The sequence below is a fragment of the Prochlorococcus marinus str. SB genome, from assembly GCF_000760115.1.
Classification (GTDB): domain Bacteria; phylum Cyanobacteriota; class Cyanobacteriia; order PCC-6307; family Cyanobiaceae; genus Prochlorococcus_A; species Prochlorococcus_A marinus_D.
In genome coordinates this window covers 659,278-675,095 of record NZ_JNAS01000002.1, presented here as the reverse complement: position 1 = coordinate 675,095, position 15,818 = coordinate 659,278, and the positions used below count along the sequence as shown (strand labels likewise).

Here is a 15,818-nt window from a genome sequence, read left to right as displayed (position 1 = left end):
AAGTAAATAAACTGAAAATCTTGACTATAAAATGTAAGAATAATTATCAGGACTTTTTGAGAGACTTATGACGAAGAAAACAGTTTTCAACTTCATAAAAACACCTTGTGGACAGGCAAAATATATCGAATTAGAAGCCAACAAAACTTTACTAGGTAAATTTAGACTTTTTTGGTTTATCTTAATTGCATCTATTAGAGATTGGAATATTAAAGAGTAAATTCTTAGGAGTTTTGAAAATATTCTCTGGAGTATTTAGCAGAGAAATATACAACTAAAAAAGTTGAAATAATTCCAACGATAGTGATATATAAATTATTTGGCGATTGCACATTTTTTAGCTCCTGAATACTTTTTGCCAAACTACCTATTGAGCAATAAAGAAAAGTTCCTGGAATTATTCCAAGAAGACCAAGAGCGAAATCTCTAAATTTAACATTATTCAAACCATAAAAATAATTAAGAATACTGAAGGGAAATATCGGCGATAATCTTGCTAAAAAAATTAATTTAAGTCCGCCTTTTTCTACTACTTTTTCCATAACACTTAATTTTGGATAACGGGTAAAAAAATTTTTTAGCTTTTTTGCAAAAAAACTTTTTGATACAAAAAAAGCAACTGATGCTCCTATTGAAGCAGAAATGAAAACGATAATTGAACCATAATATGAGCCATATAAAAACCCTGATAATAAAGATAGCCAAGAAGCTGGAAGTATTAATAAAACAATTAAAATATAAATACAAACAAATGAAAAGATCCCAATTCCAGTATTAAAAAAAAAAGACAGATTATAAATATTTTCAAGAAATATATTCATTCTCAATTCAAAAGTTCAAGTTTTTTAGTAATTCTCTCCATTTGTACCGAACCTTCGTTTAATTTAAATCTACATTCATCAACAATATCTTTTGGAGCCTTATCCACGAAATTTTTATTAGATAATCTCTTTTTTAAATTATCTAATTCAATAGTCACCTTTTTTAAATCCTTGTTTAACCTTTCCTTTAATGCATCTATATTTACAAAATCCTGAAAAGGTAAGTAAACCTCTAGATCACTAATTATCCCAGAAAAAGATTTAGCAAACTCTTTTTTATCAACAGCATTAGGTTTAAAAATAAATACTTCAGAAGATTTAGTTAAGGTTTGAATATCATCAACTAAAATTTTTAGAAAATCAATCAATTCATCATTATCTGAAATTAAGTAAACAGGAACTTTTTCTGATGGCTTGAGGCCTAATTCAGCTCGCAAATTTCTAATCAATCTAATAATTTCAAAGAGTTGCTGAAAAGAATTATCAAGCTTATTATCAACAAATTTATTTTCTTGGGTTGGCCATTTTTGAAGAGATAATAATTCTTTATCTGATTTAAGTTGAAGTACATGCCAAAGTTCTTCTGTAATGTGAGGCATAAAAGGATGAATCATCACCAAAATATCATTGAGCACTTTTATTAAAACCTTTTCAGATATTTGTTTATTATTAATCTCTTTATTATTAAACCTTTGTTTAGCAAATTCTACATACCAGTCACAAAAATCATTCCACGTAAATTCATATAGAAGTTTCGCAGATTCCCCCAATTTATATTCTTTCAACAAAGCAGCGACTTTTATATTTACCTGATTCAATTTCGATAAAATCCACTTATCACATAACTCTAAAGAAGTTTCATCACTCTCATTAAGCGAATTATTATTAGAAGTTTTATTGATTAACACAAATTTAGTTGCATTCCATAATTTATTCGCAAAATTTCTTGAAGCTTCAACAGTTGAAGATGTATCTTTTTTCCTATCAAAATCAAGCCGGATATCTTGTCCAGCGCCTGCAACTTCTCGAATTAAAGCAAATCTTAGAGCATCAGAACCATATTTATCAATTAATAGTATTGGATCAATACCATTACCTGAACTTTTACTCATTTTTTTATTGTTTTCATCTCGAACTAGACCATGAATATAAACATCCTTAAAAGGAATATTATTCGTAAAAGTATTGCCCATCATTGTCATTCTGGCCACCCAGAAGAAAATAATATCGAAACCAGTAACAAGAACGCTATTTGGATACCATTTTTTAAAATCTAGATCATTTGTATTTGGCCAACCAAGGGTTGAGAAAGGCCATAAACCACTTGAAAACCATGTATCCAAAACATCTTTATCACGCACCAATTTAATATTTAGTCCAAATTTTTTATTAGCTTCAATTAAGGCGTCCTCTTCATTTCTTGCAACGATATATGGAGTATTTTGTTCTATTGAGCCTTGAGATTCATCTAAAACATACCATGCTGGTATTTGGTGCCCCCACCACAATTGCCGACTGATACACCAGTCATTAATTTTCTCTAACCAATCCTTATAAACTTTCTCCCAACGTGGAGGAATAAACGATGGTTTTTTAGAATCAATTTCATTAAGACATCCTTTTGATATTTCATCCATTTTCAAAAACCATTGTGTTGACAATAAAGGTTCAATTGGAACCTTACCTCTATCAGAAAAAGGAACAGTATGTTTATAATCCTCTATCTTTGTCAAAAGGCCTAAGTTATCCAATTCTTTGATAATTTTCTTTCTAGCCTCATATCTATCTAAATTTTGAAAAATACCTGCATTAATATTTAAAGTTCCATCTTTATTCATTACATTAATCTGTTTTAAATTATGCCTTTTTCCTATTGCAAAATCATTTGGATCATGGGCTGGAGTAACCTTTACACAACCTGTACCAAAATCTTTATCAACATGTGAATCAGCGATAATAGGTATTTCTCTATCAACGAAAGGGACTTTTACTTTGACACCAATAAATTCTTTATATCTATCATCATCAGGATTAACTGCCACAGCAGTATCACCCAAAAGAGTTTCTGGTCTTGTTGTTGCAACTTCTAAGTACTTGTCTAACTGTTCACCACTTTTAGAAATTAAAGGGTATTTAAAATGCCATAAATGACCATTTACTTCTTGCATTTCAACTTCAAGATCACTTACGGCAGATTGAGATTCAGGACACCAATTAACCAAATATTCGCCTCTATAAATTAAATTCTTTTTATAGAGAATATTAAAAGCCTCAATAACTGCTTCATTTAATTTTTGATCAAGAGTAAATCTTTCTCTAGTCCAGTCAACTGAATATCCTATCCTTTTTAATTGAGAAACTATTCTTCCACCACTTTGTTCTTTCCAGTTCCATGCTCTTTTAAGAAATTCATCTCTTCCAATATCCTCGCTTGTTTTGCCTTCACTTTTTAATTGTTTTTCAAGAATAGTTTGAACAGCTATTGAAGCATGATCAGTACCTGGTAAGCACAAAACATTCTTACCTAAAAGTCTTTGAAAACGTACTACAACATCTATCAAAGCCGTATTAAATGCATGCCCCATATGTAAAGATCCAGTTACATTTGGTGGTGGAATAACAATACAAAAGGGCTCCCCATCATCCTCAGGGTTAGGACTAAACGCTTTTAGACTTTCCCATTTTTCTTGCCACTTTTTCTCTACTTCAAAAGGTGAATAATTCTCTAAAGATAATTGATCATTCATCTCTGTCATGTTCAAATTTTATTTCAATAAACTTTCTGTTTATTTTATCTTGAGAGCAGCCAATTAATGAAAATAATATTAGTTTGCAAAAAAAGACACATCCATTCTACAAAAGTTTGAAGCCAGAACCGCAGGAACAACGTTTTGCATTTTTTGGTGTTGAAATAAGAAATCCACCACCGCTCAAATCACCGTAATAATCTAATTTTAAATCTTTAAGTAAATTAAACTTTTTTTGATCCGCGTATAAAGTTACTCCTTCAGTTCTTGAAATAGGGGACCCATTACATGTACCTGGCCTTAATTTGATATGCATCCATCCTTCGGAACAATTTTTATCCTCTACCAAATCAATCGACATTTCTCCAGGAGAACCTCCAAAAGAAGCTTGCCTAGATAGTTCTGAAGCAGCGCTTTGACTGATTGAAAAATTGACGATCTCAGTCATTAGAAAAACAATAAATGGGCGATCCAGGGTTCGAACCAGGGACATCCTGCTTGTAAGGCAGGCGCTCTACCGCTGAGCTAATCGCCCTCATACTAAATCATTCTAATAGATGAAGTTGAAATATTTATACTAAGTATTTAAATATTTCATGATTGAGGCAAAATTAAATTAATAAAATATATCCTATGTCCTCAAACGATAGATATAACTTACAAAAAAATTCCAATTTAGAGACTTTAGAAAGCTTTAAAATTTTGATATCCAATATCAAATCATTAAAAGATAAAAATTGGGGATGCCCTTGGCAGAAAATACAGTCTCATAAATCATTGATCCCATTTTTACATGAAGAAAGTAATGAGTTTATAGATGCGGTATATGAAAAAAAGGCGGATAAAATATGTGAAGAGTTAGGAGATCTTTTATTACAAGTAATGCTTCATGCTGAAATCGGTTACGAAAAAAAAGAATTTGAACTAAATGATGTTATAAAAAATCTAAACAAAAAAATTATTAATAGACATCCATATATTTTTAAAAAAAAAGAGAAAGTATCTCTAGAAAAATCGCAAAAGATTTGGGAAAACATTAAAAATTCAGAAAAAGAAACACCTCATATGGAATCATCAATTAGTAAAAATTTAAATATGAAAATCAAAAATTTACCACCGATAGTTGGAACAGATAAAATCACAAATCTTGTTAAAGAATATGGTTTTAAATGGGAGAGTGCTGATCAGATTTTTAATAAGTTAGAAGAAGAAATTAATGAATTAAAGGAAGCAATTAAAAGTAATAATGATTCAGAAATAAAAAATGAATTTGGAGATATTTACTTTACCCTTCTGAATCTCTCGAACTTTTTAAAAATAAATCCTGAATCAGCTCTTCAAAAAACTAATAAAAAATTTTTAGACAGATTTTCAATCATTGAACATCATGCAGGCGATAATATTAAAAAACAAACTCCTAAAGACTTTCAACGGCTTTGGCAAATAGCCAAGCAAAAACTTAAAAGAAAAAATTCTTAAAAAGCAAATGACTAATATTTCAATATGGATAGATGAATATCATAAAGGCTCAAGATTCGGTCTAAATGGAGATGTTTTAATTAAACAAAAATCACAATATCAAGAAATTATTGTTATCGAAAATGAATACTATGGCAGAGCTTTAATGCTTGATGGTTGTTGGATGACATCACTAAAAGACGAGAAATATTATCATGAGTGTCTTGTACATCCAGCATTAAGTAGCATTGACGAAAAATCTAATGTACTAATTATTGGTGGAGGAGACGGCGGTACAGCGAGAGAATGCGTTAAGTATTCTCAAATATCAAAAATTGATCTAGTAGAAATTGATGAGGAGGTAATCAAAATATCTAAAAAATTTTTAAAAGAAATTGGAGGAGAAGCGTGGAATGACAAAAGATTAGAAATACATGTTGATGATGGTGTTAAATGGGTAAAAAAAACAAGAGATAATTTTTACGACGTTATTTTTATAGATTGTTCAGATCCCTCAGAATTTTCAAATTTATTATTTTCAGATTCTTTTTATAAAGAATGTAAAAGAATACTTACACCAAAGGGGATATTAGCAACGCAAAGCGAATCTCCTGAATCCTTCAAAAATATTCACATAAATATTTTGAAAACCCTAAAAAATATATTTAAAGTTTCTGAAACTATGTATTCCTTTGTGCCTATATATCCAAGCGGGATTTGGAGTTGGACATTCGCTTCTTCAGAAGATCTAAATTTATCAAAGCAAAATTTTGATGAAGTCCTAAAAATAGAAAAAGGATGTGAAATTTGGAATTTAAATTTTCAAAATGCAGCATTCAAAATGATGCCAAATAAAATTGTAAAAGAACTAGATTCATAAGATGACAAAAAATTTATTTGATAACGAAAATGCAATTTATATGGGAGCAAAAAGAAGTCCCGAGAATTGCTCAATTGGTATATTTGGAGTTAATTTTGACGGGACATGTTCGTTTAAATCAGGAGCAAGATTTGGTCCAGAAGCAATAAGACAAGTCAGTTCTTGTTTAGAAACATATTGTCCAAAAATAAAAAAAGACTTAGAGGATATTATGTATGTTGATTTTGGATCAATACTAATTGATAAAAATGACTCAAAGTCCGTTATTGAATCGGTTAAATCAGCAACAAATTATTTAATTAGTAAACGCCTTAGTCCTATTATGATTGGAGGAGAACACTCTATTACAAGAGGAGCTATTGAAGCATTAGTAAAAAAATATCCAGATTTGATATTGGTTCAACTTGATGCTCATGCAGATTTAAGAGAATCATATATAGGGAATGAACATAGTCATGCTTGTACTATGAAAAGATGCTTAGAAGTGCTACCTGAAAAAAAAATTTTGCAAGTAGGAATTAGAAGTGGGACTAAAGAAGAATTTGAAATTATGCATAACAACAACCAATTAGTTAACTTTTGTCCAGGCGGAAATGCATATGAGTTAAAACAAGCTCTTCTACCATACAAGAAGTCTCCAATCTACTTAACAATTGATTTAGATTGGTTTGATCCCAGTTTACTAGCAGGGACAGGCACTCCAGAACCGGGAGGATTTTTTTGGAATGATTTTGAAGAAATACTGAAAACTTTAAAAGACTTTAGAATTGTGGCTTCAGATATTGTGGAATTATCTCCAGAAATTGATAAAAGCGGAGTAAGTAGCATAGTTGCAGCCAAAGTACTTAGAAGCTTAATTTTGTCATTAGAAAATATGCAATAAAAAATTTCTAAACTACAGTGTAAAAATACTAAATACAAACTAAATATTTTATGGATTTGCTAAAAAGTCCTCTTTATTCAAAATATGCTGAATCCAATGCAAAATTAGTGGATTTTGCAGGTTGGGAAATGCCCATATCATTTTCAGGATTAATTAAAGAGCATAAATCAGTTAGATCTTCAGCAGGATTATTTGATATTTCTCACATGGGTGTGATTTCTATCAAGGGAATCAATCCAAAGGATTATATTCAAAAACTTTTTCCTACTAATTTATACTCCTTTTCTGAAGGACAGGGACTTTATACAGTAATGCTCAATGATAAAGGAGGAATAATAGATGACTTAATAATTTATGACCTTGGTATACAAGAAAATGACATATCAGAATTATTGTTAATAGTTAACGCAAGTAGATACAAAGAAGATTTTCAGTGGATAAAAAATAATTTAAATATGTCTGAAATTTCGATAACAAACTTTAAAAAAGACAAAGTACTTTTAGCACTACAGGGAAAAAACTCATTCAATTTATTTGAAGAATGGATTGAATCTTCGATCTCACATATCCCTAACTTTGGATGCGAATATAAAATTTTTGAACATATTTCGCCTAAAGAAAAAATTTTCTTTTCAAAGACAGGCTATACGGGGGAAAATGGTCTAGAAATACTTTTATCTAAAAAAGCAGCAATTAATTTATGGGATTTCTCAATTTCCAAAAATGTTGCACCTTGTGGTTTAGGAGCTAGAGATACTCTTAGACTTGAAGCAGGCATGCATCTTTATGGTCAAGACATAAATGAAGAGACTTCTCCATATGAAGCAGGGTTAGGCTGGCTAGTACATCTAGAAAATAATCACGAATTCTTTGGAAGAAGATTTCTTGAAGAGCAGTCAAAATTAGGTATTCAAAAAAAGTTAGTTGGACTCTCTATAGAAGGTAAAGCAATAGGAAGAAAAGGTTGCGCAGTTCTTAAAGGTGAAGAAAATATTGGGACTATCACAAGCGGCAGTTGGTCTCCAACTAAACAACAAGCTATAGCTTTTGCATACATCAATACTTCGCATGCCTTAATAAATAATGAAGTTCAAATATCAATAAGAGGCAAAAAATTCAAAGGGGTAATAACAAAGAGAGCGTTTTATAAAAAAAATTATTAACTAAATTTACCCTTAAAGAATTATTATAAGTTATTGATAAATAAATCATACTTAGATGAGAAACAAAATTTGCAAAGAACTCAATAATACAGATATTGGTAAATTAGTTAATTTATGCGGATGGGTAGATAGAAGAAGAGATCATGGTGGTGTAATTTTCATTGATTTAAGAGACCATAGTGGATTTCTACAAATAACAATTAACCCCGATGATGGTGCAGATCTATTTAAACAGGCAGAAACTCTTAAAAATGAAACAGTAATAATGGTCAGCGGAATTATTTACGAAAGGCCAAAAGATTCAATAAATAAAAATTTAAGTACTGGAGAGTTAGAGCTTAAAGTTAAAGATTTGCAAATTCTCAACCAAATTAAAAAAAACCTACCTTTTCCAGTATCTATACATGATTATGAAAATACAAAAGAGGAACTCAGATTAAAATATAGATACCTTGATTTAAGAAGAGGCAAATTACTAGAAAATTTAAAAACAAGACATAAAATTATTAAAGTTGCTAGAGAATTTCTTGATAATTTTGGATTTACAGAAGTAGAGACTCCATTACTTACAAAATCAACTCCAGAAGGCGCTCGCGATTTTCTTGTTCCTGCTCGTCTTTCTAATGGAGAATTTTTTGCTCTGCCTCAATCCCCACAACTATTTAAACAACTTTTAATGGTGGGAGGCTTAGATAAGTATTATCAAATCGCAAAATGTTTCCGTGATGAAGACTTAAGGGCAGATAGACAGCCAGAGTTTACGCAATTAGATATTGAAATGAGCTTTATTAGTGAAGAAGAAATAATCTCTTTTAATGAAAGTCTTATAAAAAAAATATGGAAAGAAGTATTAGATATTAATTTTGATAATGCTTTTCCAAGAATGTCATGGCAAGCAGCAATGGATAATTACGGCACTGATAGACCAGACACTAGATATCAAATGTTATTAAAAGATTTAGGAGAAGTATTAGGTGATATTGGCTTTAATATTTTCACCAAGGCAATTAAGTCTGGAGGTTCTATAAAATCCATAACAGTCAAAGGAGGTAATTTAAGTATTAGCAACGTAAGAATTAAACCCGGAGGTGATATCTTCCAAGTAGCTCAAGATGCAGGAGCTGGTGGCTTGGCCTTTATAAGGGTCAAAGGAGATGAGCTTGAGACTATTGGGGCAATTAAAAATAATCTAAATGAAGAGCATATAGCTGATATTTTAAGAATCACCGAAGCGCAAGATGGAGACTTAATCCTCCTGGGTGCTGGAGATAAACAAATTGTCAACCAGTCATTAGATAGAGTGAGACAATACATCGCAAAAGACTTAAATCTCATAGATAAAAGTAAATGGAATTTCTTATGGGTAACTGATTTCCCGATGTTTGAGAGAAATGAAGAGGAAAATAGATATGAAGCTTTACATCATCCTTTTTGTTCTCCAAAAAATATAGAATCTAAAGATTCTGAAAACTTACAAAAAGAAATCGAGGACTCTATAGCAAATGCTTATGACTTAGTTCTAAACGGCTTGGAATTAGGAGGTGGCTCTTTACGTATTCATGAAGCAAACTTGCAAAGAGAGGTTTTGAAAAAGGTAGGACTTACTGCTAAAGAGATTAATGAAAAATTTGGATTTTTAATAGAAGCCTTAGAAATGGGTGCTCCTCCTCATGGTGGAATAGCGTTTGGATTAGATCGTATTACGATGCTGATCATAGGTGCAGATTCAATCAGAGAAACAATAGCGTTTCCAAAAAATCAACAAGCAAAATGTCTTCTCACAAATGCGCCTTCAAATGTCTCAGAATCACAATTAAAAGAATTAGATATTGAAATAACAATTGATGAATAAGAATATATATGGATGTCCTAAAAGTTTTTTGTTTAAATAAAATATAAGGAGGCAGTGCTTAATTAAAAATATTTAATGTCAAAATTTGTTTTTGTCACCGGAGGAGTAGTTTCTAGCATTGGTAAAGGAATTGTAGCTGCAAGTTTAGGTAGATTATTAAAGTCTAGAGGATATAGTGTTTCAATATTAAAACTAGATCCATATCTAAATGTTGATCCAGGCACAATGAGCCCTTTTCAACATGGAGAAGTATTTGTAACTGAAGATGGGGCTGAAACCGATCTAGATTTAGGTCACTACGAAAGATTTACTGATACTGCAATGACTAGGTTAAATAGTGTAACGACGGGATCTATTTATCAAGCAGTTATTAATAAAGAAAGAAGAGGAAATTATAACGGTGGAACTGTGCAAGTAATACCTCACATAACGGGAGAAATTAGAGAAAGGATTCATAGAGTAGCCGCTAACAGCAATGCAGATATTATTATTACTGAAATTGGTGGAACAGTTGGTGATATTGAATCTCTACCTTTTTTAGAGGCAATAAGAGAATTCAAAAATGATGTCAATAGGAATGATGTTACATACATACACGTAACATTACTTCCTTACATCAAAACCTCTGGCGAAATAAAAACTAAACCAACACAACATTCAGTGAAAGAATTAAGATCAATTGGAATTCAGCCAGATTTACTTGTATGCCGAAGTGATAAATCTATCAATGAAGCTCTTAAAAAAAAGCTTAGTGGTTTTTGCGGTGTCAGTATCAACTCTGTAATTGAAGCTTTAGACGCAGACAGTATTTATTCTGTACCTCTTTCTCTAAAAAAAGAAGGATTATGCAAAGAAACCCTGAAGTATTTAGACCTTGAAGATAAAAAATGTGATTTGAAAAATTGGGAGCAACTAATACACAACCTAAGAAATCCTGGAGATCCAATAAAAGTTGCCCTTGTAGGCAAATATATTGAACTTGGAGATGCATATTTATCCGTTGTTGAAGCTTTAAGACATGCATGCATTGAACAAAAGGCTTTATTAGATTTACATTGGGTAAGTGCTGAAATGATAGAAAAAAATTCAGCAGAAACTTACTTAAATGATGTTGATGCAATTGTCGTACCAGGGGGATTTGGCAATAGAGGAGTCAATGGAAAAATTTCGGCTATAAAATTCGCAAGAGAAAATAAAATTCCCTTTTTAGGTTTGTGCCTTGGTATGCAATGTGCAGTTATAGAATGGGCCAGGAATGTAGCTAATCTTCCAGATGCATCTAGTTCAGAACTTGACCCAAACACTCCAAATCCAGTGATACACTTATTACCAGAACAGGAAGATGTAGTTGATTTAGGTGGGACAATGAGACTTGGAGTTTATCCATGTAGATTGACAAAAAATACAACTGGAAAAAACTTATATGATGAGGATGTCATTTATGAGAGACATCGACATAGATACGAATTTAATAATTACTACAAACAAAGTTTTTTAGATTCTGGATACAAAATTAGTGGTACATCACCAGATGGCAGATTAGTTGAGTTAATTGAGTTAGAAAATCATCCATACTTCTTAGCCTGTCAATATCATCCTGAGTTTTTATCACGACCTGGCAAACCTCATCCTTTATTTAAAGGATTAATAAAAGCCTCTCAAGATAAGTTAACTCAATCAAATTAATATTCTTTATTTTTTTGAATGAAAATGACAAATTTTTTACCCTTAGTCGAACAATTTCATTCATTACAAGGTGAAGGTTATCACGCTGGAAAAAGTGCTTTTTTTGTAAGATTAGCCGGATGTAAAGTTGGATGTTCATGGTGCGATACAAAGAATTCATGGGACGAGAAAAAACACCCTTTTATATCAATTGAAAAAATAATAGATCGCATAAAAATTGCCAGAAAAAAAGGAGCATCATTTTGCGTTATTACAGGTGGAGAACCTTTACAACATAACTTGGATAATTTTTGCAAAGCCATAAAAAAAATGACGATGGGAGAAGAACAAAAGCCAATGAAGATTCATATTGAGACAAGTGGAGTTAATTCGATATCAGGAAGCTATGACTGGATTACTTTATCTCCTAAAAGACACTCACCTCCAAAAAATTATTTTTTAAAAAACTGCAATGAAATCAAAATAATCATAAATGAAATAGAAGATATTGAATTTGCTATCCAAATAAAAAAAGAAACTTTAAAACAATATCAACTCTCTAAAAGCGAAAATGGCTTAAAAAAAGAAGATAAAATTTTTTATTTACAGCCAGCATGGAATAATGCTAATGGTTTTTCTCTTGCTATCGATTTCGTAAAAAATAACCCCGATTGGAAATTGAGCCTTCAAACTCACAAATACTTAAAAATTAATTGAAATCATATGACTCTTAAAAATAAATCGATAGTAGTTTTATTATCTGGAGGTTTAGATTCTTCTACAGTTACTGGTATCGCCAAAAAATCCGAAGCTAAAATTTTTGGCCTTTCATTTGACTACGGTCAACGTCATAAAAAAGAATTAAATTCTGCATCAATAATTGCAAAACACTTTGATATCGAAGAATTTAAAATCATTAAGCTTGACTTATCTTTATGGGGAGGCTCGTCATTAACTGATACTCAAAAGAATATTCCAATAGAAGGAGTACAAACTAATAAAATTCCTAATACTTATGTTCCTGGGAGAAATACTATATTTATTTCCGTTGCACTAAGTTATGCCGAAGCAATAGATGCTGATTTGATTGGATTAGGAGTTAATGCACTAGATTATTCTGGTTATCCAGATTGCAGACCTGACTACATCAAAAAATTTCAAGAATTAGCAGATTTAGCCAATAAAAGAGGAAGAGAAAATAATCCAATAAAACTTTGGACACCACTATTAGATTTAAATAAAGAGGAAATTATTCAATTAGCTTTTGCTAATCATGTCCCTTTAGATAAAACATGGAGTTGTTATTCGGGTAATTCAAAACCATGCGGTAAGTGTGATAGCTGCAGAATTAGAAATGCCGCTTATGAACAATGGCTTAAAAACAATAATAAAAAATGAAAATAAAAAAAATAATTCTAGAAAAATGGATAGATCCAGCACTGATTACACATGATCTAACAAAGAAATTCGGTGACAAAGGATTAGCTTGGCTAGACAGTGATGGCAAAGACAATGGAGAATGGTCAATAATAGGAATTAAACCTAAAAAAATAATCCAATCAAGAGATATCAATAACTTAGACAAAACTAATAATCCATTTAACAATTTAAAAAATATTGAAGAAGGATTTTGGATCGGATGGTTAAGTTATGAAGCTGGAGTTTATATAGAACCAAAAAACCCATGGCGAAAATCTAATATGGCAACTTTATGGATTGCATCATATGATCCAATCATTAAATGTAATCTAATAAAAAAAGAAATAATTATCGAAGGCACAAACTCATCTGAACTGATGAATTATAAAAACATAATCAACAATATAAAAAATATTGAAGAAGAAAATATTATTGAACCAAATTTAAATTTTGATTTTTCAAAAATAAATTTGGACGAAATGGCTGAAAAATTTCAGAAAAATATTTTAAAATTAAAAAAATTAATTTCCCTAGGGGATATATTTCAAGCAAACCTAACAACTAAATGTGAAATTGAATCTTCCAAAAACTATAATCCTCTAGATATTTATTTGAAAATAAGAAGGAAATTAAGAGCTCCCTTTGGAGGAATAATAATAAATAATGATAATTATAAAGAGGCTATTTTATCTACCTCACCAGAAAGATTTATAAAAATAGATAATAAAAATTTTGTAGAATCAAGACCTATCAAAGGAACTAGATCAAGAGATAAAGATTCAAATCAAGACGCACTTAATGCTATCGATTTAATAACAAACGAAAAAGATAGAGCCGAAAATATTATGATTGTTGACCTAATAAGAAATGATTTAAGTAAAGTTTGCGAAACAGGAAGCATTGTGGTGCCAGAAATATTAAAACTTGAAAGTTTCTTAAAAGTTCATCATCTAACTTCAGTAATCAGAGGCAAATTAAAAAAAGACAAGAACTGGATAGATTTACTTAAAGCTTGTTGGCCTGGAGGGTCTATAACTGGAGCACCTAAATTAAGATCATGCCAGAGACTTTTTGAATTAGAAGAATGCGAACGCGGACCATACTGTGGCTCAATTTTGAAACTTGACTGGAATGGAGAGTTTGACAGCAATATACTAATAAGATCATTTTTAATTAAAGACAAAAAAATCAATATATATGCAGGTTGCGGAATAGTAATTGACTCAAACCCTGAAGAGGAAACTGATGAACTAAAGTGGAAACTTTTACCGTTAATTGATTCACTAAAATGATTGAAACATTAGGCTGGCACAAGGATCAATGGTTGGATATTGATAGAATATTTATTGCTGCTAATAATAGAGGATTAAAATTTGCTGATGGTATATTCGAAACCATTTTGATAAAAGAAAACAAACCTATTCTTTTTGATGAACATCTGAAAAGATTAGAAAAAAGTAGCAAGATTTTAAATATTAATCTCAAAATTAATAAATCAACTTTGAGACAACTTATTCACGATGGAATTAAAAAGTTATCACTTAAAAATGATCAATTTGCTTCAGTAAGAATAAACTATAGTCGAGGAACTAATGAAGGTCGAAGACTTACAATTGATAGCACTTCAAAGACAAAAGATTTAGATAATTTATGGCTTGAGTTCTATAGAATCAAACCTAATTTTAATCCGATAAGCGTTTGCATTAGTCAAACGGAAAGAATAAATGAATTCAGTCTTATAAGTAAATGCAAAACCTTTTCATATAATCAGGCAATACAAGTTTTGACAGAAGCCAATGAAAAATCATTTGATGATTCTATCCTTTTGAATACGTCAGGTGAACTTTGTTGTGGAAGTACATTTAATTTTCTAATTAAAAGAAATAATCAATGGATAACTCCTAGAAAAGAAAGTGGCTGTTTAGAGGGGATTATGATTTCTAAAGCTTTAAAATTGAAAATTGTAAAAGAAGAATTAATTCCTCCAGAATTTCAAAATGATGACATAATAGTTGCAATTAATAGCTTATCTTGCAGACAAATTAATCAAGTTAATGATTTAAAGCTTAAATCTAAATTCGATCCAATTTATTTTTGGGATTTATTATATAGTTGAACTTTATTAATATCTGGTAAATAGACATCAGATACTTTAGTTATATTGTTATTAACCTTAAATTCAACAATTTTTCCAATAATAATAATTGATGGAGATAAAAATTCTTTATCTTTGATTTTATCTGGAAGATTATTTAATTTCTCTATCAAACATTTTTGATTTTTTAAAGTAGCTTCTTGAATCACAGCGCATTTAGTATTCTTATCTAAACCACCTAGAATTAATTCTTCCACAATATATTCAATATTTTTTATACCCATAAAAATTACTAAGCTATCTGATGATTTAGCTAAATCTCTCCAATTCACTGTCTTTTTTTCCTTATCTACACGCTCATGTCCAGTGACGAAAGTTACGGAACTAGCAGCATCTCTATGGGTTAGAGGAATACCAAAATATGTAGGGGCAGCTATCCCAGAAGTAATACCTGGAACAATTTCAACTGAAATTCCATTTTTTTCTAAAATCGATACCTCTTCGCCACCTCTAGAAAAAACGAATGGATCTCCCCCTTTAAGCCTTACAACATTTTTGCCTTCTTTTGCCAATTTCAAAATAAGAGCATTAGTTTCAGCCTGAGGTACAGAACACTTTCCAGCTCTTTTACCTACATGAAAAATTTCTGTATTTTTTCCTACCTCTTTTATTATTTCATCTGGGATTAAAGCATCATGAACTAATGCATCACAATTTTTTATTAGTCGTAAAGCTTTTAGAGTTAAAAGCTCAGGGTCACCGGGACCTGCTCCAACTAAATAAACAATGCCGGGCACAATAATCTCCATTAACAAGTATGGTAGTAAAAGTTAAT

15 protein-coding genes and 1 tRNA gene are annotated in these 15,818 nt (G+C 30.8%); 11 read left to right on the top strand and 5 right to left on the bottom strand.

The annotated features are described in order from the left end of the window. Positions 1–67: 67 nt before the first annotated feature. Positions 68–220, top strand: coding sequence for a hypothetical protein (locus EV02_RS09550; protein WP_193742632.1), 153 nt, complete (start codon positions 68–70; stop codon positions 218–220). Positions 221–224: 4 nt separating this feature from the next. On the opposite strand, the gene EV02_RS02775 is transcribed toward EV02_RS09550, so the two are convergent. The 4 genes from EV02_RS02775 to EV02_RS02790 form a co-directional block, all read right to left on the bottom strand. Beyond that, the gene (locus EV02_RS02775; RefSeq protein WP_032519926.1) at positions 225–821 is read right to left on the bottom strand and encodes a TVP38/TMEM64 family protein; all 597 of its coding nucleotides are present in this window, start codon (positions 819–821) and stop codon (positions 225–227) included. Between the two features lie 2 nt (positions 822–823). Further along, on the bottom strand, positions 824–3,577 hold the full coding sequence (locus EV02_RS02780) for a valine--tRNA ligase (protein WP_032519924.1): 2,754 nt from the start codon (positions 3,575–3,577) through the stop codon (positions 824–826). Positions 3,578–3,674: 97 nt separating this feature from the next. Further along, on the bottom strand, positions 3,675–4,061 hold the full coding sequence (locus EV02_RS09220; RefSeq protein WP_072014635.1) for an AIR synthase: 387 nt from the start codon (positions 4,059–4,061) through the stop codon (positions 3,675–3,677). Next, a tRNA-Val gene (locus EV02_RS02790) sits at positions 4,032–4,103 on the bottom strand. Before EV02_RS02790 ends, EV02_RS09220 begins: the two co-directional genes overlap by 30 nt. A 98-nt stretch (positions 4,104–4,201) precedes the next feature. Between EV02_RS02790 and mazG the strand changes: the two genes are divergently transcribed. The 10 genes from mazG (at position 4,202) to EV02_RS02840 (ending at position 15,004) form a co-directional block, all read left to right on the top strand. After that, the gene (mazG, locus tag EV02_RS02795; protein WP_032519921.1) at positions 4,202–5,047 is read left to right on the top strand and encodes a nucleoside triphosphate pyrophosphohydrolase; all 846 of its coding nucleotides are present in this window, start codon (positions 4,202–4,204) and stop codon (positions 5,045–5,047) included. Positions 5,048–5,054: 7 nt separating this feature from the next. Beyond that, on the top strand, positions 5,055–5,906 hold the full coding sequence (gene speE, locus EV02_RS02800; protein ID WP_032519920.1) for a polyamine aminopropyltransferase: 852 nt from the start codon (positions 5,055–5,057) through the stop codon (positions 5,904–5,906). A 1-nt stretch (position 5,907) separates the two neighbouring features. Next, a complete protein-coding gene (gene speB / locus EV02_RS02805) occupies positions 5,908–6,789 on the top strand; it encodes an agmatinase (protein ID WP_032519919.1) in 882 nt (293 codons plus the stop codon). 50 nt (positions 6,790–6,839) lie between these two features. Then, positions 6,840–7,952, top strand: coding sequence for a glycine cleavage system aminomethyltransferase GcvT (gcvT, locus tag EV02_RS02810; protein ID WP_032519917.1), 1,113 nt, complete (start codon positions 6,840–6,842; stop codon positions 7,950–7,952). Between the two features lie 55 nt (positions 7,953–8,007). After that, positions 8,008–9,804, top strand: coding sequence for an aspartate--tRNA ligase (aspS, locus tag EV02_RS02815; protein WP_032519915.1), 1,797 nt, complete (start codon positions 8,008–8,010; stop codon positions 9,802–9,804). A 75-nt stretch (positions 9,805–9,879) separates the two neighbouring features. Beyond that, positions 9,880–11,490 (top strand): CTP synthase, encoded by a 1,611-nt coding sequence (locus EV02_RS02820; protein WP_032519914.1) that lies wholly within the window; start codon positions 9,880–9,882, stop codon positions 11,488–11,490. Positions 11,491–11,514: 24 nt separating this feature from the next. Further along, the gene (locus EV02_RS02825; protein ID WP_032520491.1) at positions 11,515–12,186 is read left to right on the top strand and encodes a 7-carboxy-7-deazaguanine synthase QueE; all 672 of its coding nucleotides are present in this window, start codon (positions 11,515–11,517) and stop codon (positions 12,184–12,186) included. A gap of 6 nt (positions 12,187–12,192) precedes the next feature. Further along, a complete protein-coding gene (gene queC / locus EV02_RS02830; protein WP_032519913.1) occupies positions 12,193–12,867 on the top strand; it encodes a 7-cyano-7-deazaguanine synthase QueC in 675 nt (224 codons plus the stop codon). After that, entirely contained in the window at positions 12,864–14,180 is a 1,317-nt protein-coding gene (locus EV02_RS02835; RefSeq protein WP_032519912.1) for an anthranilate synthase component I family protein, read from the top strand. Before queC ends, EV02_RS02835 begins: the two co-directional genes overlap by 4 nt. Continuing rightward, complete coding sequence (locus tag EV02_RS02840; protein WP_032519910.1) at positions 14,177–15,004, top strand: aminotransferase class IV; 828 nt, start codon at positions 14,177–14,179, stop codon at positions 15,002–15,004. The genes EV02_RS02835 and EV02_RS02840 overlap by 4 nt, the downstream gene beginning before the upstream one ends. On the opposite strand, the gene cobA is transcribed toward EV02_RS02840, so the two are convergent. After that, complete coding sequence (cobA, locus tag EV02_RS02845) at positions 14,977–15,780, bottom strand: uroporphyrinogen-III C-methyltransferase (protein WP_032520489.1); 804 nt, start codon at positions 15,778–15,780, stop codon at positions 14,977–14,979. The two genes, EV02_RS02840 and cobA, sit on opposite strands and share 28 nt — an antisense overlap. Positions 15,781–15,818 lie beyond the last annotated feature (38 nt).

Excerpts from the sequence above, each read along its gene's own strand:
- EV02_RS02840 (WP_032519910.1), top strand. The coding sequence starts at position 14,177 with ATGATTGAAACATTAGGCTGGCACAAGGATCAATGGTTGGATATTGAT.
- EV02_RS09550 (WP_193742632.1), top strand. The coding sequence starts at position 68 with ATGACGAAGAAAACAGTTTTCAACTTCATAAAAACACCTTGTGGACAG.
- gcvT (WP_032519917.1), top strand. The coding sequence starts at position 6,840 with ATGGATTTGCTAAAAAGTCCTCTTTATTCAAAATATGCTGAATCCAAT.
- EV02_RS02825 (WP_032520491.1), top strand. The coding sequence starts at position 11,515 with ATGACAAATTTTTTACCCTTAGTCGAACAATTTCATTCATTACAAGGT.
- aspS (WP_032519915.1), top strand. The coding sequence starts at position 8,008 with ATGAGAAACAAAATTTGCAAAGAACTCAATAATACAGATATTGGTAAA.
- EV02_RS09220 (WP_072014635.1), bottom strand. The coding sequence starts at position 4,061 with ATGTCCCTGGTTCGAACCCTGGATCGCCCATTTATTGTTTTTCTAATG.
- queC (WP_032519913.1), top strand. The coding sequence starts at position 12,193 with ATGACTCTTAAAAATAAATCGATAGTAGTTTTATTATCTGGAGGTTTA.
- EV02_RS02835 (WP_032519912.1), top strand. The coding sequence starts at position 12,864 with ATGAAAATAAAAAAAATAATTCTAGAAAAATGGATAGATCCAGCACTG.
- EV02_RS02775 (WP_032519926.1), bottom strand. The coding sequence starts at position 821 with ATGAATATATTTCTTGAAAATATTTATAATCTGTCTTTTTTTTTTAAT.
- mazG (WP_032519921.1), top strand. The coding sequence starts at position 4,202 with ATGTCCTCAAACGATAGATATAACTTACAAAAAAATTCCAATTTAGAG.
- speB (WP_032519919.1), top strand. The coding sequence starts at position 5,908 with ATGACAAAAAATTTATTTGATAACGAAAATGCAATTTATATGGGAGCA.
- EV02_RS02820 (WP_032519914.1), top strand. The coding sequence starts at position 9,880 with ATGTCAAAATTTGTTTTTGTCACCGGAGGAGTAGTTTCTAGCATTGGT.
- EV02_RS02780 (WP_032519924.1), bottom strand. The coding sequence starts at position 3,577 with ATGACAGAGATGAATGATCAATTATCTTTAGAGAATTATTCACCTTTT.
- speE (WP_032519920.1), top strand. The coding sequence starts at position 5,055 with ATGACTAATATTTCAATATGGATAGATGAATATCATAAAGGCTCAAGA.